Consider the following 19,642-nt stretch of genomic DNA (forward strand, 5'->3'; position numbering starts at 1 on the left):
GTACACTAATAGAAAGAGTATTGGAGGGAAAAGTAGATGGCCTTTTTACAAGCAAATATTTATTCAAATGTATTGGAAATGGAAGTGAATGTGAACGTAATTTTACCACAAGAAACGGTAAAAAAAGTGGGCACAAGTACCCAAGCAGCATTAACAGATGTTCCTGTGTTGTATTTATTACATGGGATGGGAGGGAATCACAGCGTCTGGGCTCGCAGAACCTCTATTGAGCGGTATGTCGCTGATTTGGGGATTGCTGTCATTATGCCGTCCACGGATTTAGCTTGGTATACGGACACACAATACGATATGAACTATTGGACGTTTATCTCAGAAGAATTACCGAAAATTTGTCATCAACTCTTTCCACAGTTAAGTACAAAACGAGAAAAAACCTTTGCTGCTGGTTTGTCAATGGGTGGTTATGGCGCCTTGAAATTAGGACTAGCGAAACCAGAATCTTTTGCAGCCGTTGCTTCTTTGTCTGGGGCAGTTAGTTTATCATCCACTAGTTTTGGGGAATTATTAAAAGTCCGTAAGCGAAGCTATTGGGAAGGTATTTTTGGCCCGTTAGATCAAATTGAAGGTTCCATTCACGATCCGCTGTATTTATTACAACAATTAGTAGAAAGCCAAACAGAAATGCCCCAATTTTATCTTTGTTGTGGGGAGCAAGATATGTTACTTTCTGCTAATCAACAGATGGCTCAAGCGTTGGAACAGGCACAGGCAAGTTACACTTTTGAAACTGGACCAGGAGAACATGACTGGGTGTTTTGGGATGAATGGATTCAAAAAGCCTTGGCTTGGCTACCAATACCAAAATAGAGAAAGTAGTTTTCGCTATTTATTTTAAAAGTTAACCCTTGGTCCGTCAGTCATTTCGACTGACGGACCAAGGGCTTTTTTTATTTAGATGAAGAGGTGTTGTCTGCTTGCAACCCATCTAAGTAGGTTTTAACAGCTTGAATAAAGGCGGATTTTTGGTGAATGGAGCGCCGAAATTGAATGCTTTCCTCCATGTATGTTAACCCATTGTCGGAGACATATTGTTTCATGTGCAGCACTTGTTCTTTTAAATAGTCATCTCCGTTCAACACTTGCGAAACGAGCTGTTTTTCCTCCGTTGCGTCCATAATCATCCCAAACAAAAGATGTTGTAAAGACGTTACTGCTAAATGAGTCATTTCTGGTGAAAAACCTGCTTCTCTTAAAATGCCCATCATTTGATTCAAATGGCGTAATCGTTGGGGATAGGCAGGAACGGTTTGGATTTCGATGGCTACGGCACAGGGGAATTGTTGATAGAGATCATAATAGTTTTCCATGAAGGCCAGTAAGTCAGAATACCATTCACCACATAATACAGGTTCTTGAAAGTGCTCTTCAATCGCTTCAGCCATACTTTGAAGTAAGGCTTGCTTATTTTTAAAATACCAATAAATTGCGGGCGCCTGTACACCAAGCTGTTTGGCGACTTTACGCATAGAAAGTTGTTCTAAAGTGGGACTTTTTTCTAACAAAGAAAATGCGGCTGCAATAATCGTGTCTTTTGATAATTTCGGTTCCATGATTTTAGCTCCTATTAAACGTTATCTTCGTAAGTTTATCAAAAAGAAGGTACACTTTATGATAGGAAAAACTTGTGAAAAATTAACTTGTTCGCTTGTATTTTACCACTAAAAATGGTAAATTATGAATCGGCCTTATTTTACAGTGTTAAACTGGTGAAGTCAATGAGCAAATTGATTTTTTTGTAATGGGGAAGAATTCGCAGACCAACACTGAAGAAGCAGGGAACTATTTTAAGAAAGTAGGGATAAGATGGACCTTATTATTCAACACGCCAAAAAATACAAAGGCTCGGTAGTTATTGCCTTGTTGGCGGTGATCGTAATGGTTGTCTCAGCACTTTGGCAACCAAAATTGTTACAACAAGTGTTGGAAGCAATTATGAATGACGATAGCGACAAAATGAAAAACTTAGGGATTCAATTAATTGCCATTGCAGGATTAGGACTCGTTGCAGGGGTTATTAATACAATTTTTTCTGCCAAAGTTGCCCAAGGTGTCAGTGCTGACATTCGTGAAGCAACTTTCCGCAAAATCCAAACCTTTTCATTTGGTAATATCGAAAAATTTTCAGCAGGTAACTTAGTTGTTCGTTTAACAAATGACGTTACTCAAATTCAAAATGTCATTATGATTGCGTTGCAGACACTTTTTAGAATTCCTTTTTTATTTATCGGGAGTTTTATTTTAGCGATGCTAACCTTGCCGCAACTATGGTGGGTGATTGTTGCACTTGTCATCGCAGTTATTTTGATTTCTATGCTGTCCTTTTCGCAAATGGGCAAGCATTTCATGATTATTCAAAACTTGATTGATAAGATTAATGGCATCGCAAAAGAAAATTTGTTAGGCATTCGTGTCGTCAAATCATTTGTTCAAGAAAAAAATCAATTGTCACGTTTTACAAAAGTGAGTGAAGAATTAACCACCCATAACTTAATCGTAGGTAGCTTATTTGCTGTGATGATTCCAGCGTTTATGTTGGTGGCGAACTTAGCCGTTGTAGGCTCGATTTTCTTTGTGAGTAACTTAGTCAAGGATGATCCAACTTTAATCGGTGGTGTCGCTTCCTTTATGAACTATTTAATGCAAATCATGATGGCGATTATTATCGGCGGAATGATGATGATGATGACTTCTCGTGCCGCTGTTTCCATTAAGCGGATTAAAGAAGTGATGGAAACAGAACCAGATGTTACCTACAAAAAAGTCCCAGAACAAGAGTTAATTGGTAGTGTTGAGTTTGATCACGTATCTTTCCGTTATCCTGGGGATGAAGAAGATACCTTGAAAGACATCTCTTTCTCTATTCAGCCAGGTGAAATGATTGGGATTGTGGGCGCAACTGGTGCTGGTAAATCTACATTGGCACAATTAATTCCACGTTTGTTTGATCCGACAGAAGGAAAGATTGAAGTTGGTGGTGTCGATTTACGAGAAGTGAACGAACACAGTTTACGAAAAACAGTTTCCTTTGTGTTGCAAAAAGCAATCCTGTTCTCTGGAACGATTGCACAAAATCTACGCCATGGTAAACGTGACGCTTCTGAAGCGGACATGGAACGGGCTTCAGGCATCGCCCAAGCCAAGGAATTTATTGAAAAATTAGCAGAAGGTTATGATGCACCCGTCGAAGAACGGAGTAATAACTTCTCTGGTGGACAAAAACAGCGGTTATCAATTACAAGAGGTGTGATTGGTGAGCCTAAAATTTTGATTTTAGATGATAGCACCAGCGCGTTGGATGCTCGTTCGGAGCGGTTAGTCCGAGAAGCGTTGGATAAAGAGTTAAAAGAGACTACCACGATCGTTATTGCCCAAAAAATTTCTTCTGTTGTCCATGCAGATCGTATTTTAGTATTGGATAATGGACGTTTAGTCGGGGAAGGCACGCATGAAGAATTAGCAGCTACGAACCCCGTGTATCAAGAAATTTACGAAACACAAAAAGGAAAGGAGGAAGCTTAATGACTGATTTAATAAAAGCTAGTAAATTTTTCTATCATTATTTAAAACGTTACAAAGTTTCTTTCCTCTTTATTTTCTTAGCAATTTTCGCAGCGACTTATTTACAAGTCAAAGCGCCGCAATTCGTTGGGGAAGCTATTCAGGAATTAGCGAAATATGCGGTTAATGTGATGCAAGGAAAAGACGATAAAAGTGCGTTCGTTTCTGTCATTTGGAAACTACTCATTTTTTATGTCTTAACTAGTGCCGCTAGTTTCATTTATAGTATTCTCTTTACACAAGTCGTGGGGAAATCGACAAACCGCATGCGGATTGGTTTGTTTAACAAACTAGAAAAATTGACGATTCGTTTCTTTGATTCTCATCAAGATGGTGAAATTTTAAGTCGTTTTACTAGTGACTTAGACAACATCCAAAACAGCTTAAACCAAGCGTTGCTACAAGTATTAACCAATATTGCCTTATTGGTTGGTGTCTTAATCATGATGTTCCGTCAAAATGTGGAACTGGCATGGGCTACAATTGCTTCTACGCCGATTGCGATTTTAATTGCGGTCTTTGTGATTAGCAAGGCGCGCAAATATGTCGATTTACAACAAGATGAAGTGGGGAAATTAAATGGCTATATGGATGAAAAAATTAGTGGGCAACGTGTGATTATCACTAATGGCTTACAAGAAGAAACCATTGACGGCTTTTTAGAGCAAAATGAAAAAGTTCGTGCAGCTACGTATAAAGGTCAAGTGTATTCAGGATTACTTTTCCCAATGATGCAAGGAATGTCATTAGTCAATACGGCAATTGTTATTTTCTTTGGTGGTTGGTTAGCAATCAATGGCTCTGTTGATCGTGCCGCTGCGTTAGGTTTAGTCGTTATGTTTGTCCAATATTCTCAACAATATTATCAACCATTAATGCAAATTTCTTCAGGTTATAGCATGATTCAATTAGCTGTTACAGGCGCTCGTCGTTTAAATGAGATGTTTGATGAACCAGATGAAATTCGTCCCGAAAATGGCGAAAAATTAGAAGAGATTAACAAAGCTGTAGCTTTAAATCATGTTGTTTTTGGCTATAATCCAGAAACACCTGTGTTGAAAGATGTTTCTATTCATGTGGATAAAGGTGAAATGGTCGCTTTAGTCGGACCGACAGGCTCAGGAAAAACAACGATTATGAATTTAATGAATCGCTTTTATGATGTGAATGAAGGCGCCGTGACGTTTGATGGTGTGGACATTCGTGAAATGGATTTAGATAGCTTGCGTTCACATGTAGGCATTGTTTTGCAAGAGTCCGTTCTATTTTCAGGAACAATTCGTGAGAATATTGCTTTTGGTAAGCCAGAGGCCACGGATGAAGAAATTGTTCAAGCAGCGAAACAAGCGAATATCCATGAATTTATTGTAAATCTTGAGCAAGGCTACGATACTGAGATTACGGAAGAGAATAATCTTTTCAGTACGGGACAAAAGCAATTAGTAAGTATTGCACGAACGATTATTACCAATCCAGAATTATTAATTTTGGATGAAGCAACAAGTAATGTTGATACAGTAACAGAAGCCAAAATCCAAAAAGCGATGGACGAAGCAATTAAAGGGCGCACCAGTTTTGTGATTGCCCATCGTTTGAAAACGATTCTAAATGCGGATCGGATTATTGTTTTACGAGACGGTGAAGTCATTGAAGAAGGTAACCACCATGAACTAGTTGAACAAGATGGATTTTATGCGGAACTTTATAAAAATCAATTTGTTTTTGAATAAGTTGAAAGAGGTCGGAACAGAAGTGTTTAACTCCGAGAAATAAGAAGGAATTTCCGAAAATTGTTCTATAATTTTTGGAGAATTTCGGCTTATTTCCGAAGGAGTTGCTTCTGTTCCCGCCGTTTATCAATTTTTAAGCCTGGAACAAAAATTCAAAGTGATTTTTGTCCCAGGCTATTTTTTCTATGCTAAATAGAAAAAGGAGATATATCAATGGGGAAAATGAGGAATGTACGACAATTACGGCGCACGTTTTTGGTGCTAAATACTTTATTTGTACTGAGTGTATTCAGAGAGAATCAATGGACAAAATCGGCACTACTTTTTTGGTTTTTGGCTAATAGTTTTTTATATGGACTGCAGTGGTTGATTTATCTTGGGGGCGAAAAAGGCTGGCTGACACATCTGCAGCGGTGGTATTATTGCGCGGTTCTTCTCCAAATAGCAGGCACATTGATTGTATATTTTTCGTTTTTTGTATAAAGGTCTCTCGTTTCTTGCCGGAGAATATGCTAAAATAAAAAGCAGCAGGGGGCGAGAAAACCATGGAAAAGCCAAATAAACGCAAAGCTGATTTAGAACGTACACGGCAAATTATTTTGTCTGTCGCTTCTGAATTATTCATGACAAAGGGGTTTAAAAATACCTCCACTCGTGAAATTGCTTTAAAAGCGAACATTACCCAACCGAATCTCTATCACCATTTTAAAAATAAAAAAGAACTGTATTTAGCTGTGATTGAAGAATTAACGTCCCGTGTTCAGGAAGAATTAGTCCCAATTGTTTCTGGAAATGCATCAGTAGAAGAAAAACTTTATCAATTAATCAAAGTTTTGTTAGATGAACATCCGACCAATCTTTTCTTAATGTTGAACGACATGTTTCAAGAAATGGGCCCTGATTACAATCGTACGCTGTATCAAATTTTCAAAAAAACCTATATCAATAATATTGCGGCTATTTTTGAAAGTGAACCTGAAACTAATTGCTTACAAGAGGGCATCAGTGTAGATGATGCAACTCGGTTTATTTTATATAACGTTAGTGCATTATTAAGTATTGAAAAAACGTACCAGCGGAAAACAGTGGATGACGATGTCAAAAAATTCATTCAATTTATGCTACATGGCGTTCTGAAAAGTCACAAATAAAAAATAGAGAAGCCTTGTTGAAAAACAGACTTCTCTATTTTTTTGTAAAATTCACTTATCAATCGATAAATAATTGTTGATTTATCGATTGATAAGTGATATAGTTTATTTCGAAAAGAAGAAAGAGGTGAACCATTCATGTTTTTAGGATTTAATGAAATGAAGTATTCAAAAGGACGGTACGTCCTTGTAGTCTTAGTAATGGTCTTGATTGCTTGGTTAATTTTTATTTTGTCAGGTTTAGCGAACGGTTTAGCTCAAGGAAATCGTTTAGCCGTAGATCAATGGCAAGCGAATCAAGTGGTTTTATCAAAAGAGGCCAATAGTAATTTAAATGTATCAATGTTAGATGAAAACGTGAAAGAAACGATTTCAGGAGGCAAAATTGCACCGATTGGTCAACAGTCGTTAGCTATCCGCCCAGCAGATGACAAAAAGGCTGAATTAACGAATGTTAGCTTATTTGGGATTGAAAAAGAAAGTTTTTTAATGCCAAAAGTGATTGAAGGAAACGCATTTACTGATAAAAATCAAGTGATTGCTTCAGAAACATTGAAAAATCAAGGATTTAAAATTGGCGACAAATTAACTGCAGGGAAATATGATGAGCAATTAGAAATTGTTGGCTTTATTTCTAAAAGTAGCTATAACATTGTGCCAGTTATTTACACTTCTCTGGATACTTGGCGGTCAATTAAATATGGTGACAATCCAGCAATGGCCAAAATGGTTAATGGTTTCATTGTTCGCAGCAAGGACAACGCGGAAGTTAAAACGACTAATAAAGACAGCCAAGTTCTTTCAATTTCAGATTTTATTGAAAAACTGCCAGGATACAGCGCTCAAAACTTGACCTTGGATGGCATGATTTATTTCTTGATTGTGATTGCAGCGTTCATTATCGGTATTTTTATCTTTGTGATGACTTTACAGAAAACAGCAATGTTCGGTGTCTTAAAAGTTCAAGGGGTGCCAACTAGTTTCTTAGCAAAGGCAGTCATGCTACAAACCGCTTTATTGGCTGTTCTAGGAGTGGCGATTGGTCTTGCTTTAACGGGAATTACCGTGCTCTTTTTACCAGAAGCGATGCCTTATGCAACTAATGGACCACGCATGATTTTGTTTAGTGTACTATTGATTTTATCTGCATTGATTGGCGGGGCATTTTCAATTCGAACGATTGCTAAAATTGATCCGTTAATCGCGATTGGAGGTTAAAGACATGGCAAATGTTTTAGAAATGAAAAATATTTATAAAAAATATGGTGAAAAACATACAGAAGTGATCGCGTTAAAAGAATTATCTTTTGCGGTTCAGCCAGGTGAATTTGTCGCAGTAATTGGTCCTTCTGGTTCTGGTAAAAGTACCTTTTTAACGATTGCAGCTGGCTTACAGGCACCGACAAGTGGTGAAGTCATTGTTGGCGGGCAATCACTAAATAAGTTAACGAAAAAGCAACGTTTGGCGCAACGTTTTCAAAAAATCGGCTTTATTTTACAAAGCTCTAATTTGGTGCCATTTTTAACAGTGGAAGATCAATTTCACTTAATTGAAAAAGTTGATAAGTCACGTAAAAATAGTGAATTAAAAGAGCAATTGTTAGAGACGTTGGGTTTAAAAGAATTACGAAATAGTTATCCTCGTGATCTCTCTGGTGGGGAAAGACAACGGGTAGCCATTGCGTGTGCATTGTATCATGAGCCAGACGTAATTTTGGCAGATGAACCAACGGCTAGTTTAGATACAGAAAAGGCGTTTGATGTTGTCCAATTACTAGCGAAAGAGGCCAAAGAGAAAGATAAAGGGATTATCATGGTGACACATGATGAACGTTTGTTGAAATACTGTGATCGAGTGGTTCGTATTCGTGATGGTGAATTGACAGAGTAACAAAACAAATAAAAGAGAACATGATCGGATTGCTGGAGCAATCCGATCATGTTCTCTTATTTCTTTTCAATACAGAAAAGAACAGGTGGCTGATTTTTTTGATTAATAAACTCATAACGTAAGACACTGTAAACATCTTGTGGTAAGGCTTGCGTGTAATTCGTGACCAAATCAAGTTCCTCTGAACCACCTTCGTGGCCATAATAAACGACTAAAATAATGCGACTTCCTTTTACCAAATGAGGCAGTAACCCATCTAACGCCTGTTTAGTCGTAGTGGGTTTTGTAATAATTTCCTTATTACTTTTAGGTAAATAGCCTAAGTTAAAAATAGCGGCAGTGATTTCTGTTTCTTCATCTAGGACAGCATGAAGATGTTCATGTCCTAATGGAAATAACGTAGTTTGTGGGAGTAAATTAAGTTCTGTTAACTTTTGTTCTGTATTGATCAACGCTTCTTTTTGGATATCAAAGGCGAAAACTTCACCAGAAGGGCCAACCAGCTCTGCTAAGAATGCTGTATCATGACCATTTCCCATTGTTGCATCAATGACGAAGTCGCCAGGTTCCACCACTTCTTTTAAAAGTTGGTGACTAAAATGTAGGGCTGTTTGTAGCATTAATTGAAAACTTCCTTTCCTGAAATGACAGTATATTTTCCTTGATAACTGTTGCGGCGTTTCATTTCCGCATCAATCGCATTGAGGACTTCCCATTTTTTCAAGCTCCACATCGGTCCGATAATTGTTTCAAAGGGGGCATCGCCTGTTAAGCGATGAATAACAATTTCGGGTGGAATCATTTCTAACTGATCACAAATCACTGAAACATAGGCTTCTTTGCTCATCAATTGTAAGCGTCCTTCATTATAATCTCGCATCATTTTGGTATTTGTCATTAAATGAAGTAAATGCAGTTTAATCCCTTGGATATCTGAATCCTGAATAGTTCGCCGCACATTTTCGCGCATCATGGCAGGTGTTTCACCAGGTAGCCCGTTAATTAAATGTGTACAGACCCGAATCCCGTGTTTCCGTAATTTAGCCACGCCATCTAGATATGTTTGATAATCATGAGCGCGATTAATGGCAGCGCTAGTTTCCTCAAATGTGGTTTGCAAACCCAACTCTACCCATAAATAAAAGCGTTCATTTAATTCGGCTAAATAGTTCACTACCTCATCAGGCAAACAATCAGGACGGGTACCAATGGATAAACCAACGACGCCTATTTCATTGACTACTTGTTCAAACCGATGACGAATAACGTCAACGGGCGCATGTGTATTGGTGAAATTTTGGAAGTAAACAATGTATTGATCGACAGTTGGCCATTTTTGATGCATCAATTGGATTTCTTTTTGAAATTGAAGCGGCAGGGGATCGCTAGGTGCAACAATCATGTCGCCTGAGCCAGAAACACTACAGAACGTACAACCACCTTTGGAAACCGTCCCATCACGATTGGGGCAATCAAAGCCACCATCAATTGGCACTTTAAAAATCTTTTCACCAAACTGTTGACGAAGTGCATAGTTCCAAGTGTGATAGCGTTTATTTGGATCATCTGAATAAGGAAAAATTTGCATAATCAAGACTTCTTTCTAGCGTTGTTTGCTTTGAAATCGCCAAACAAAGCGTTTTTCTAAATAAATAGGGTAACTTAATAACAACCAAGCTAAACCAAGACAAAAACCACCTAAGATATCGCTAGGGAAATGGACACCTAAATAGATTCGACTAACCCCAATCATGAAAATCCCAATACCTAGTAAAATTTGCACACAAAGGCGGACCGTTTTATTTTTAATGAAAATTGGCAGAATCAATAAAATAGTGCCGTAGAACAAGGTACTTCCTACAGCATGTCCGCTAGGAAAACTATACGTATGTTCAGTTACTAAATGCTCCAAAGTAGGACGTTGGCGCATAAAGAATAATTTTAATAAAGAATTACCTACGCCAGCAATTAAGGCAGTATTAATAAAGAGCCATAATGCTTCAGCATAATACTTCCAAACAATAAATAGAGCAATGACAACGATCGCTAAGATGATAATCGTCAATGAATTGGCAAATTTGGTGTACCAAATAAAAAAGTTATTTAGCTGTGGAAAAGGACGACGAACAAAAGAAGTAATCGTTTGATCAAAGCCTCTGAGCCAGGTTGGATAAAAACGAACAACATAGCCTAAAAACATAAATACTAAAAGAAAACAACTACCTGCAAATTGATAATAAAGTTTGTTTTTCATAAAAAATCCTTTCAAAATTTAATCGCAACAATCCGTATTATACCATCAAAAGGGTAAAAAATTAAAAGATAATTTCATTGCCTGATTGGAGGGGATACAGATATTAAAAAAGTTCTGGCACCACAATCTCTCATTGTGGTGCCAGAACAGATGTTTTAAATGGCACATGTTTATTGATTATCATCATCAGGAGTATCAACGGTAATATCGCCGAATTCGCTAGAAAGGTTAAACTCTGTATCCGCACGACCATTCTTATAAGATGTTCGCTCTTTGTTTAAAAGTTGAACATCGCCTAATTTTGATTCACCTTTGATTGAAATGTTACGCAAAATTTCTCCAGAATTTACATAAATGTCTCCATGGACAAGAGCGACAGTTAATTTTTTAGGCACAGCAGGCATGTCTAAAGAAAAATCACCATTTTCACTTGAAAAGTTAGCTTCTCCTTTGAAATCATAGACGCTAATATCGCCATCTGTCGTTGTTGCTTGGATGTTTCCACGAGCATTTTGCACTCGAATATCACCAGAAGTAGTCGTATTTTTTATTTCATCGAAATAGGCTGAATCCAACGTTATATCGCCGTCAGTGGTTTCAACTGTTGCTGTTTTAGCGGAAGTATCCGCTGAAAGGTAGATACCATCTGAAGAGTTAAGCGTCATTTTTTTGGCTTTAACGCCCGATAGATTGACATAAGAATTTGGTAGATTAGTTGTTAATTCGTCTACGTTAAAAGCATTCAATGAAACTTGTGAATGGGTTGAACCATCAATCACTAACTTTTTCACGTTATTAGGAATCTGGACACTCACGTTCGGTGTGAGGTCACTAAAAATGCCAATATTAAAAAATGACAACTCGGGTTGGTTTTGTGTACGAGTGGTATTGATGGTTGCTGTTATTTTATTTTTTTCTTCTTTGACATCTAAGGTGCCTTCAGCTTTTGAATAAAAGGCATTATTCGGTGATCGTAATCCCATGTTGTTACTATCAGTTTTATAAATGGTATAAGGGCCTTTGCCTTTTAAGGATAAGTGAAGTTCTTCGCCTGCTTGTTTATTTTTTAGTGTATAACTTTCTTTTAGCGGTGTGACTGATTTTTCCGCTTGCTTGTAATAATAGACGGCGCCAGATCCACCAATTAGCATCGCTAAGACAGCAATGGATAAGAGAATCCCTGTTGTTTTTTTCATTAGATATCACCTCGTAAAACAGCAATGTTCCATTGGAAATAACGCTTAAAGACATGTGCTGAAAATTTTAAAATTGGTAGAAACAGTAACCAACCAATGATTGATGCACCAAATAAAAAGAGACTCATAGATAATTGGAAAAAGGAAGCGGCATTTGCTTGGGTAATAACACTATAAATACCATAAATTGGTGAAAATAAAGTTGCAGCTCCGGCAATGCCACAACCGACGTACATTAAGGCAATCCCTAAAATAACCCAAAACATGAAGAAAAAATTTAAACAGAAAATACCAAGCACTTGGAAAAATCGGGTTAGCGGCCGATGCTGTGGTCGTTGATAGTAAGGAGAATCATTATCATAGTAAAATTCAGATTCTTCTTCATAGGGATGATCATAAGCAGGTGTAGCCGCTGGAATTTCTTGCCAGCCATTATTTTCAATTTTTCGTTCCGTCAATTCGATGCCTTGTTCTTTTAAAATTTCTTCTGCGATAACTCGTGGTTTCCCCAATGATTTTGCCACTTGTTCTTCTGTTTCGCCTTCCGCAACACGAGCATCAAATAACGCCTTGTATTTCGCAAGAATAATAGCTTGATCTTTTGGATTTAATGCTTTTAAATAAATTTTCAGCTCAATAATAAAATGTTCTTTATTCATTCCGCTCCCTCTTTCTACACGATTCATTTCTCATCTTAAACTATAATTTCTTTTTGGGCGAATAACAAGAGGAATTAAAAAAATCAGACTAAGGTAAAGAAGCGTCTACAACTAAAGTCGCAGTTTTTTCCGAGTAGTAACAAGAGAGTAAATCTATGTTAAAAAACATTACTTCTTTACAATCTAGTTACAGTAATATGAAATTTTGTTGAAGTGTTTTTAATTCGTCAGAAAAAAAGGTATACTTGTTATAATAACAAAACTAAAAAATTACATTTACATATAAGTTAAAAAAGGAAAGTTGGGGACGTATCAATGAAGAAAGAATCAATGTCACGTATCGAAAGAAGGAAAGCACAACAAAGAAAGAAAACGCCAGTACAATGGAAGAAAAGCACTACTTTATTCAGCTCGGCGTTAATTGTTTCATCTGTAGGAACGCCCGTTGCGTTACTACCAGTGACTGCTGAGGCAACAGAAGAGCAGCCAACAAATGCAGAAGTTGCCCAAGCATCTACTACGGAAACTGGCTTAGTAGAGACACCAACAACAGAAACTACGCCAGGAACTACGGAACAACCGACAACGGATTCGGCAACAACGACTGAATCGACAACTGAATCATCAAAAGAAACACCAACAACACCAAGCACTGAGCAACCAACAGTTGATTCAACTACACCTGTGGAATCAGGAACGACTGATTCTTCAGTAGCAGAAATCACGCCAGTAGCTCCTTCAACAACCGAGTCTGAAGCAGCGCCTGCGGTTACACCCGATGATGAAGTAAAAGTACCAGAAGCTAGAGTAGCTTCTGCGCAAACTTTTTCAGCATTATCACCGACGCAAAGTCCTTCAGAATTTATTGCCGAGTTAGCTCGTTGTGCACAACCTATTGCGCAAGCCAATGATTTATATGCATCAGTGATGATGGCTCAAGCAATCGTTGAAAGTGGTTGGGGAGCAAGTACGTTATCTAAGGCACCAAACTATAACTTATTTGGGATTAAAGGCAGCTACAATGGACAATCTGTCTATATGGATACATGGGAATATTTAAACGGCAAATGGTTAGTGAAAAAAGAGCCTTTCCGTAAATATCCTTCTTACATGGAATCATTCCAAGATAATGCGCACGTGCTAAAAACAACTTCTTTCCAAGCGGGCGTTTACTATTATGCTGGAGCTTGGAAAAGCAATACAAGCTCGTACCGCGATGCAACTGCTTGGTTAACAGGTCGTTATGCGACAGATCCTAGCTACAATGCTAAATTAAATAATGTCATTACCGCATATAACTTAACTCAATATGATACACCATCTTCTGGTGGGAATACTGGGGGCGGAACAGTTAATCCAGGAACAGGCGGCTCTAACAATCAATCAGGAACGAACACCTACTATACTGTAAAATCAGGAGATACCTTGAATAAAATTGCCGCGCAATATGGTGTGAGCGTTGCTAATTTACGTTCATGGAACGGCATCTCTGGCGATTTAATTTTCGTTGGTCAAAAACTCATCGTGAAAAAAGGTGCTTCAGGTAACACTGGTGGCTCAGGTAACGGTGGTTCTAACAATAATCAATCAGGAACGAACACGTACTATACTGTAAAATCAGGGGATACCTTGAATAAAATTGCTGCGCAATATGGTGTGAGCGTTGCTAATTTACGCTCATGGAATGGCATCTCTGGCGATTTAATTTTCGTTGGTCAAAAACTCATCGTGAAAAAAGGTGCTTCAGGTAACACTGGTGGCTCAGGCAGCGGTGGTTCTAACAATAATCAATCAGGAACGAATACGTATTACACAATTAAATCAGGCGATACCTTGAACAAAATTGCCGCGCAATATGGTGTGAGCGTTGCTAATTTACGTTCATGGAACGGCATCTCTGGCGATTTAATCTTCGCTGGTCAAAAAATTATTGTGAAAAAAGGTACTTCAGGTAACACCGGCGGCTCAAGCAATGGTGGTTCTAACAATAATCAATCAGGAACGAATACGTACTACACGATTAAATCAGGGGATACCTTGAACAAAATTTCTGCACAATTCGGTGTTAGTGTGGCTAACTTACAAGCCTGGAATAACATCAGCGGTAGTTTGATTTTTGCTGGTCAAAAGATTATCGTGAAAAAAGGCGCTAACTCAGGTTCAACGAATACGAACAAGCCTACGAATAATGGTGGTGGTGCGACAACATCTTACACGATTAAATCAGGCGATACGTTGAATAAAATTTCTGCACAGTTTGGCGTGAGTGTTGCTAATCTACGTTCATGGAACGGGATCAAAGGCGATTTAATTTTTGCTGGTCAAACAATCATCGTGAAAAAAGGCGCTTCTGCAGGTGGCAATGCTTCTTCAACAAATAGTGCATCAGGCAAACGCCATACAGTTAAAAGCGGTGATTCACTTTGGGGCTTATCAATGCAATACGGAATCAGCATCCAAAAAATCAAACAATTAAATGGCTTAAGCGGGGATACAATTTATATTGGTCAAACTTTAAAAGTTGGTTAATTTAAGATTGAAAAAAATAGCTATCTTTGGTAACATGAGTCTTATAATAGAAAAAAACAATGAGAAGGAATAGTAGAAAGAACCATGTGATAGAGAGCGTATGGCTGGTGGAAATACGTACAGAAGCTTTTGAACTCGCCTTTAAGTTACTTTTTTGAACAAACCAAGTAGGAAAAGTCGGTGACGATCGTTAAGACGTTTGAGGTTAAGGTGACGGTGACTGACCGTTTCTTTGACGAATTTAGGTGGTACCACGTTGCATTTGTATGTTCACGTCCTATAGGAATTTTTCCTATAGGACTTTTTTTTATCACTAAGTGGCTAGTTTAAGTCAGAATAGTGAAAATGGCTGCAGGTGGAAAATTTTAAGAATGAAAAATTTTATATTACTAGGAGGAATAACATGAGCTACAATCACAAAGAGATTGAGAAGAAATGGCAAAAATATTGGGCTAAGAACAATTGTTTCAATACATTGGATGACCCAAATAAAGAAAAATTTTATGCACTAGATATGTTTCCCTATCCATCTGGACAAGGCTTACACGTAGGTCACCCGGAAGGCTATACAGCAACCGATATTCTTTCACGTATGAAACGTGCGCAAGGTTATAATGTTTTGCATCCAATGGGCTGGGATGCGTTTGGTTTGCCAGCAGAGCAATATGCGTTAGATACAGGAAATGACCCAGCTGAATTTACTAAGAAAAATATCGAAACATTCCGTCGCCAAATTAATTCACTAGGATTCAGCTATGATTGGAATCGTGAAATTAATACCACTGATCCTGAATATTACAAATGGACACAATGGATATTTACAAAATTATATGAAAAAGGGTTAGCTTATGAAGCAGAAGTTGCGGTTAACTGGGTACCTGAACTAGGAACTGTTATTTCAAATGAAGAAGTCATTGATGGAAAAAGTGAACGTGGCGGTTATGATGTGGTTCGCCGACCAATGCGTCAATGGATGTTGAAAATTACTGCTTATGCAGATCGCTTATTAGAAGATTTAGAGCTTGTTGATTGGCCAGAAAGTATTAAAGATATGCAACGAAATTGGATTGGACGTTCTGAAGGAGCCAATGTGACCTTTAAAGTCGCTAGCACAGAAGAAAGTTTCACGGTGTTTACAACCCGTCCTGATACCTTGTTTGGTGCAACCTATACTGTTCTAGCTCCTGAACTAGAACTAGTGAAAAAAATTACGACACCTGAACAAACAGCAGCTGTAGAAGCATATATTGAAGAAACCTCAAAAAAATCTGATTTAAATAGAACGGATTTAGCAAAAGAAAAAACAGGTGTTTTCACAGGTGCGTATGCGATAAATCCAGTCAATGGCCAAGAAATTCCAATTTGGATTGGCGATTATGTTTTAGCAAGCTATGGTACAGGCGCAATCATGGCGGTCCCAGCGCATGATGAACGGGATTACGAATTTGCGAAAACATTTGGCATTGATATCCTACCAGTAATCGCAGGTGGCGACATTACAACAGAAGCCTATACAGGGGATGGACCGCATATCAATTCTGATTTCTTAAATGGATTAAACAAAGCAGAAGCCATCGCTAAAATGAATGAGTGGCTAGAAGAAAATCACGTAGGGAAAAAAGAAGTATCCTATCGTTTACGTGACTGGTTATTCTCTCGTCAACGCTACTGGGGTGAACCAATTCCTGTGATCCATTGGGAAGATGGAACAACCACAACGGTTCCTGAATCTGAGTTACCTCTACGTTTACCAGTAACATCGGATATTCGCCCAAGTGGAACTGGGGAATCGCCATTAGCAAACATTGATGAATGGGTCAATGTCGTCGACCCTGAAACTGGCATGAAGGGAAAACGTGAAACGAATACTATGCCACAATGGGCTGGAAGCTCTTGGTATTACTTACGATTCATTGATCCTCATAATAAAAATGAAATTGCTGATTTTGAAAAATTAAAACGTTGGTTACCAGTTGATATCTATATTGGTGGTGCCGAACATGCGGTGCTGCATTTACTTTATGCTCGTTTTTGGCATAAATTCTTATATGATATTGGCGTGGTTCCTACCAAAGAACCTTTCCAAAAATTATACAACCAAGGTATGATTTTAGGAGAAAACAACGAAAAAATGTCTAAATCACGTGGCAATGTTGTAAATCCCGATGATGTGGTGGCTAAATATGGTGCGGATACGTTACGTCTTTATGAAATGTTCATGGGCCCATTAGATGCTTCCATTGCTTGGAATGAAAATGGATTAGAAGGAAGTCGTAAATTCTTAGATCGCGTTTGGCGTCTGATTGTTGATGAAGAAGGCAAAATGCGTGACCGAATTACCACAATTAATGATGGCCGTTTAACGAAAATTTATCATCAAACGGTTAAAAAAGTGACAGAAGATATGGCAAACTTGCACTTTAATACAGCGATTTCTCAATTAATGGTTTTTGTGAATGAAGCCAATAAAGTGGATGCCTTACCTTATGAATATGTGGAAGGATTTGTCCAATTACTTGCACCAATCGCGCCACATATTGGTGAAGAACTATGGCAAATTTTAGGTAACGAGGAAAGTTTAACTTATGTCCCTTGGCCAACCTATGATGAAGCGGCCTTAGTAGAAGATGAAGTGGAAGTAGTTTTCCAAGTGAACGGAAAATTACGTGGCAAACAAAATGTCGCTCGTGGGTTAAGTAAAGAAGAATTAGAACAAATTGCAATGAACCATGAAGCTGTTAAAGAATTTATTGAAGGAAAAACAGTGCGCAAAGTGATTGCTGTTCCAGATAAATTAGTAAATATTGTTGCAAATTAAGTTTACATGTTTTTATTAAAAAAAGAGCCGGACGTATCAAAACGTCCGGCTCTTTTTAAGGTTGTTTTGTTTTACCTTTTTGATTCATATGTTCTTTACATGTGATTGTTATAACTGAAAGCAAGGCGATGAAGAGAAAAAAGTAACCGAGCGGCGTACAGAAAAAGGCGGGTTCTTTTAAAAGTCCATCGCTAGATAATGTTGATCCAACTAAAATAGAGATCATAAATAATAAAAGACTAATCAAGCCAAGAAATAAGCTAATACGATATTTTTTCAACTTCAGTTCCTCCTTTAATGAACTATCACTAAGATAAATCAAAAAGGTTAACTTTTTTTTAGGCAACTGTTAAAACTTAGATAAGAAATCTATTTTCTAAGTTTGTCGTTGTTGGTAATTGGTTAAGATCATACGTGAAAAGGGACCGACAATCAGCAATTGATAAGGAAGCGCAACAATAAAGTTCAGGCCCCAAGCTTGGAAATACGCACTTAGTGACAACGTCTGGCCTTCCATTAATAAGCCAAATAAAGACATACAAGTCACCATGCCGATAATCATGAGACTCGAAATGGTCAGAATAAGTAATAGCCGTTTTTCTTTATTAAAGGGTAAAGAAAAAGCGATTTTCTTAGCTAAGACACCAACGATGAAAACGTCTAAAATAAAAGCAACGATAAATCCAGGAAGCAAACCTTTTGATAAGGCGTACAATGAAAATTCTCCATGCAATAATAAATTATAGGTGCTCATTCCGAAAACCATCAGAAAGCACATTAACGTAGTAAAAAGCATTCCTTCTTTTTTATTAGTAGGCATTTTTTTCTCCTTTCATTTATTGAGAGTAATGATTGTTCTAGGCAGAAAAAGGACAAATTCTCTCGACTTTTACTAGTGTAGCAAAAATAAAAGTTCTTCATAAGTTAGAATTTGCTAAGAATTTGATTCAAATAAAAAGGTGTACTAAGTCAGCAGTACACCTTTTTATTCGTTATTTAGTTTATTTTTGTGTTATTTGTAACGTCCTCTCCAAACCATTTTTGAGAAATTTTACTAAGGGTGCCATCTTTTCGTAACGTTTCAAAGGCAGTATTGATTTTTTTGACTAATTGATTGTCTGATTTGCGGACGCCCACAGCAAAATCTTCATTGTCATAGCCGACATGAGAAATAGTATAGTTTTTTAAATTATCTTCGTGGGAAAGATAGTAGTTGGCGTAGACGCGATCAATTAGGAGCCCATCAATTCGGCCAGATTTTAAATCTAAGAAAGCTTCATTAAACCCGTCATATAAAATAGGCGTTTGGTCTTTAACAAATTTTTTCAAAACGTCAGGCTGACTTTCGAAGCCATCATAGCCAGAAGAGCCATTTTGAACCCCTAAAATTTTGCCTTGCATGTCGCTCGCTGTTGCAATGTTTTTTTCTTTTAAAGAAACAAGTACTTGGTCGTTCGTCATGTAGGGTTGTGTGAATTGAACTTTTTCAGCCCGCTCGCTCGTTTTAGTGTAGCCGTTCCAAATAAGATCAATGGTTTGATTTTGTAATTCTGTTTCTTTCATAGACCAATCAATCGGTTGGAAGTCAACGGAAATGCCATAAAGTTTAAAAACCGCTTTGGCTAAGTCGACATCAAAGCCGACAATGTTGCCTGATTTATCTTGAAAACCCATGGGCACAAAGGAGTCATCTAAGCCAATAATAATCCGTTTTTCTTCGTTAATCCGTGTCCATTGATCTTCGTTGCTTTTTCTTTTACCACAACCTGCAAATAGGAGTAAACTACAACAGATAACCAGCAAGGCTAAAGAATATTTCTTTTTCATCATAAACT

At 37.7% G+C, this 19,642-nt stretch carries 17 protein-coding genes and 1 other annotated feature; of the genes, 8 read left to right on the top strand and 9 right to left on the bottom strand.

Annotated elements, in window-relative coordinates; translation table 11 throughout:
* Positions 1-36: 36 nt before the first annotated feature.
* Positions 37-828, top strand: a complete 792-nt coding sequence (locus MKZ30_RS02560) for an alpha/beta hydrolase (protein ID WP_002383042.1) — start codon at positions 37-39, stop codon at positions 826-828.
* 80 nt (positions 829-908) lie between these two features.
* Here MKZ30_RS02560 and MKZ30_RS02565 read toward each other — a convergent pair whose 3' ends face one another.
* Positions 909-1,571 (bottom strand): TetR/AcrR family transcriptional regulator, encoded by a 663-nt coding sequence (locus tag MKZ30_RS02565; protein ID WP_002383043.1) that lies wholly within the window; start codon positions 1,569-1,571, stop codon positions 909-911.
* A 253-nt stretch (positions 1,572-1,824) separates the two neighbouring features.
* Between MKZ30_RS02565 and erfC the strand changes: the two genes are divergently transcribed.
* The 5 genes from erfC (at position 1,825) to MKZ30_RS02590 (ending at position 8,351) form a co-directional block, all read left to right on the top strand.
* A complete protein-coding gene (gene erfC / locus MKZ30_RS02570; RefSeq protein WP_002355662.1) occupies positions 1,825-3,540 on the top strand; it encodes a multidrug ABC transporter ATP-binding protein/permease ErfC in 1,716 nt (571 codons plus the stop codon).
* Positions 3,540-5,309 carry a multidrug ABC transporter ATP-binding protein/permease ErfD gene (gene erfD, locus MKZ30_RS02575; RefSeq protein ID WP_002358756.1) on the top strand — a complete coding sequence of 590 codons (1,770 nt, stop codon included), beginning with the start codon at positions 3,540-3,542 and terminating at the stop codon, positions 5,307-5,309. The genes erfC and erfD overlap by 1 nt, the downstream gene beginning before the upstream one ends.
* Before the next feature lie 545 nt (positions 5,310-5,854).
* On the top strand, positions 5,855-6,460 hold the full coding sequence (locus MKZ30_RS02580; RefSeq protein WP_002355664.1) for a TetR/AcrR family transcriptional regulator: 606 nt from the start codon (positions 5,855-5,857) through the stop codon (positions 6,458-6,460).
* Positions 6,461-6,598: 138 nt separating this feature from the next.
* Entirely contained in the window at positions 6,599-7,678 is a 1,080-nt protein-coding gene (locus MKZ30_RS02585; protein ID WP_033600728.1) for an ABC transporter permease, read from the top strand.
* A gap of 4 nt (positions 7,679-7,682) precedes the next feature.
* Positions 7,683-8,351, top strand: a complete 669-nt coding sequence (locus MKZ30_RS02590; protein ID WP_002363221.1) for an ABC transporter ATP-binding protein — start codon at positions 7,683-7,685, stop codon at positions 8,349-8,351.
* Positions 8,352-8,407: 56 nt separating this feature from the next.
* On the opposite strand, the gene mnmM is transcribed toward MKZ30_RS02590, so the two are convergent.
* From mnmM to MKZ30_RS02615, 5 genes are all read right to left on the bottom strand, one after another.
* Entirely contained in the window at positions 8,408-8,971 is a 564-nt protein-coding gene (gene mnmM / locus MKZ30_RS02595; protein WP_002368069.1) for a tRNA 5-(aminomethyl)-2-thiouridylate-methyltransferase MnmM, read from the bottom strand.
* Positions 8,971-9,939 carry a tRNA modification radical SAM protein MnmL/YtqA gene (mnmL, locus tag MKZ30_RS02600; protein WP_033600727.1) on the bottom strand — a complete coding sequence of 323 codons (969 nt, stop codon included), beginning with the start codon at positions 9,937-9,939 and terminating at the stop codon, positions 8,971-8,973. Before mnmL ends, mnmM begins: the two co-directional genes overlap by 1 nt.
* Before the next feature lie 15 nt (positions 9,940-9,954).
* Entirely contained in the window at positions 9,955-10,605 is a 651-nt protein-coding gene (locus tag MKZ30_RS02605; RefSeq protein ID WP_002394236.1) for a phosphatase PAP2 family protein, read from the bottom strand.
* Positions 10,606-10,775: 170 nt separating this feature from the next.
* Positions 10,776-11,801 (bottom strand): DUF4097 family beta strand repeat-containing protein, encoded by a 1,026-nt coding sequence (locus MKZ30_RS02610; RefSeq protein WP_010827196.1) that lies wholly within the window; start codon positions 11,799-11,801, stop codon positions 10,776-10,778.
* Positions 11,801-12,460 carry a DUF1700 domain-containing protein gene (locus MKZ30_RS02615; protein WP_002381265.1) on the bottom strand — a complete coding sequence of 220 codons (660 nt, stop codon included), beginning with the start codon at positions 12,458-12,460 and terminating at the stop codon, positions 11,801-11,803. The genes MKZ30_RS02610 and MKZ30_RS02615 overlap by 1 nt, the downstream gene beginning before the upstream one ends.
* Positions 12,461-12,775: 315 nt before the next feature.
* On the opposite strand from MKZ30_RS02615, the gene MKZ30_RS02620 reads away from it, so the two are divergent.
* Positions 12,776-14,989, top strand: a complete 2,214-nt coding sequence (locus MKZ30_RS02620; RefSeq protein WP_129276991.1) for an autolysin — start codon at positions 12,776-12,778, stop codon at positions 14,987-14,989.
* Positions 14,990-15,039: 50 nt separating this feature from the next.
* Positions 15,040-15,272, top strand: a binding site (T-box leader).
* A gap of 120 nt (positions 15,273-15,392) precedes the next feature.
* Complete coding sequence (gene leuS, locus MKZ30_RS02625) at positions 15,393-17,807, top strand: leucine--tRNA ligase (RefSeq protein ID WP_033600732.1); 2,415 nt, start codon at positions 15,393-15,395, stop codon at positions 17,805-17,807.
* A gap of 55 nt (positions 17,808-17,862) precedes the next feature.
* On the opposite strand, the gene MKZ30_RS02630 is transcribed toward leuS, so the two are convergent.
* From MKZ30_RS02630 to MKZ30_RS02640, 3 genes are all read right to left on the bottom strand, one after another.
* Positions 17,863-18,087 (bottom strand): DUF3955 domain-containing protein, encoded by a 225-nt coding sequence (locus MKZ30_RS02630; protein ID WP_002383054.1) that lies wholly within the window; start codon positions 18,085-18,087, stop codon positions 17,863-17,865.
* Between the two features lie 96 nt (positions 18,088-18,183).
* Entirely contained in the window at positions 18,184-18,627 is a 444-nt protein-coding gene (locus MKZ30_RS02635) for a DUF2798 domain-containing protein (RefSeq protein ID WP_002355676.1), read from the bottom strand.
* A gap of 176 nt (positions 18,628-18,803) precedes the next feature.
* On the bottom strand, positions 18,804-19,637 hold the full coding sequence (locus tag MKZ30_RS02640; protein WP_002383056.1) for an amino acid ABC transporter substrate-binding protein: 834 nt from the start codon (positions 19,635-19,637) through the stop codon (positions 18,804-18,806).
* Between the last annotated feature and the right edge of the window lie 5 nt (positions 19,638-19,642).

The sequence above is a fragment of the Enterococcus sp. LX10 genome, from assembly GCF_023539285.1.
GTDB classification, from domain to species: domain Bacteria; phylum Bacillota; class Bacilli; order Lactobacillales; family Enterococcaceae; genus Enterococcus; species Enterococcus faecalis.

Excerpts from the sequence above, each read along its gene's own strand:
- MKZ30_RS02560 (WP_002383042.1), top strand. The coding sequence starts at position 37 with ATGGCCTTTTTACAAGCAAATATTTATTCAAATGTATTGGAAATGGAA.
- MKZ30_RS02565 (WP_002383043.1), bottom strand. The coding sequence starts at position 1,571 with ATGGAACCGAAATTATCAAAAGACACGATTATTGCAGCCGCATTTTCT.
- erfC (WP_002355662.1), top strand. The coding sequence starts at position 1,825 with ATGGACCTTATTATTCAACACGCCAAAAAATACAAAGGCTCGGTAGTT.
- erfD (WP_002358756.1), top strand. The coding sequence starts at position 3,540 with ATGACTGATTTAATAAAAGCTAGTAAATTTTTCTATCATTATTTAAAA.
- MKZ30_RS02580 (WP_002355664.1), top strand. The coding sequence starts at position 5,855 with ATGGAAAAGCCAAATAAACGCAAAGCTGATTTAGAACGTACACGGCAA.
- MKZ30_RS02585 (WP_033600728.1), top strand. The coding sequence starts at position 6,599 with ATGTTTTTAGGATTTAATGAAATGAAGTATTCAAAAGGACGGTACGTC.
- MKZ30_RS02590 (WP_002363221.1), top strand. The coding sequence starts at position 7,683 with ATGGCAAATGTTTTAGAAATGAAAAATATTTATAAAAAATATGGTGAA.
- mnmM (WP_002368069.1), bottom strand. The coding sequence starts at position 8,971 with ATGCTACAAACAGCCCTACATTTTAGTCACCAACTTTTAAAAGAAGTG.
- mnmL (WP_033600727.1), bottom strand. The coding sequence starts at position 9,939 with ATGCAAATTTTTCCTTATTCAGATGATCCAAATAAACGCTATCACACT.
- MKZ30_RS02605 (WP_002394236.1), bottom strand. The coding sequence starts at position 10,605 with ATGAAAAACAAACTTTATTATCAATTTGCAGGTAGTTGTTTTCTTTTA.
- MKZ30_RS02610 (WP_010827196.1), bottom strand. The coding sequence starts at position 11,801 with ATGAAAAAAACAACAGGGATTCTCTTATCCATTGCTGTCTTAGCGATG.
- MKZ30_RS02615 (WP_002381265.1), bottom strand. The coding sequence starts at position 12,460 with ATGAATAAAGAACATTTTATTATTGAGCTGAAAATTTATTTAAAAGCA.
- MKZ30_RS02620 (WP_129276991.1), top strand. The coding sequence starts at position 12,776 with ATGAAGAAAGAATCAATGTCACGTATCGAAAGAAGGAAAGCACAACAA.
- leuS (WP_033600732.1), top strand. The coding sequence starts at position 15,393 with ATGAGCTACAATCACAAAGAGATTGAGAAGAAATGGCAAAAATATTGG.
- MKZ30_RS02635 (WP_002355676.1), bottom strand. The coding sequence starts at position 18,627 with ATGCCTACTAATAAAAAAGAAGGAATGCTTTTTACTACGTTAATGTGC.
- MKZ30_RS02640 (WP_002383056.1), bottom strand. The coding sequence starts at position 19,637 with ATGATGAAAAAGAAATATTCTTTAGCCTTGCTGGTTATCTGTTGTAGT.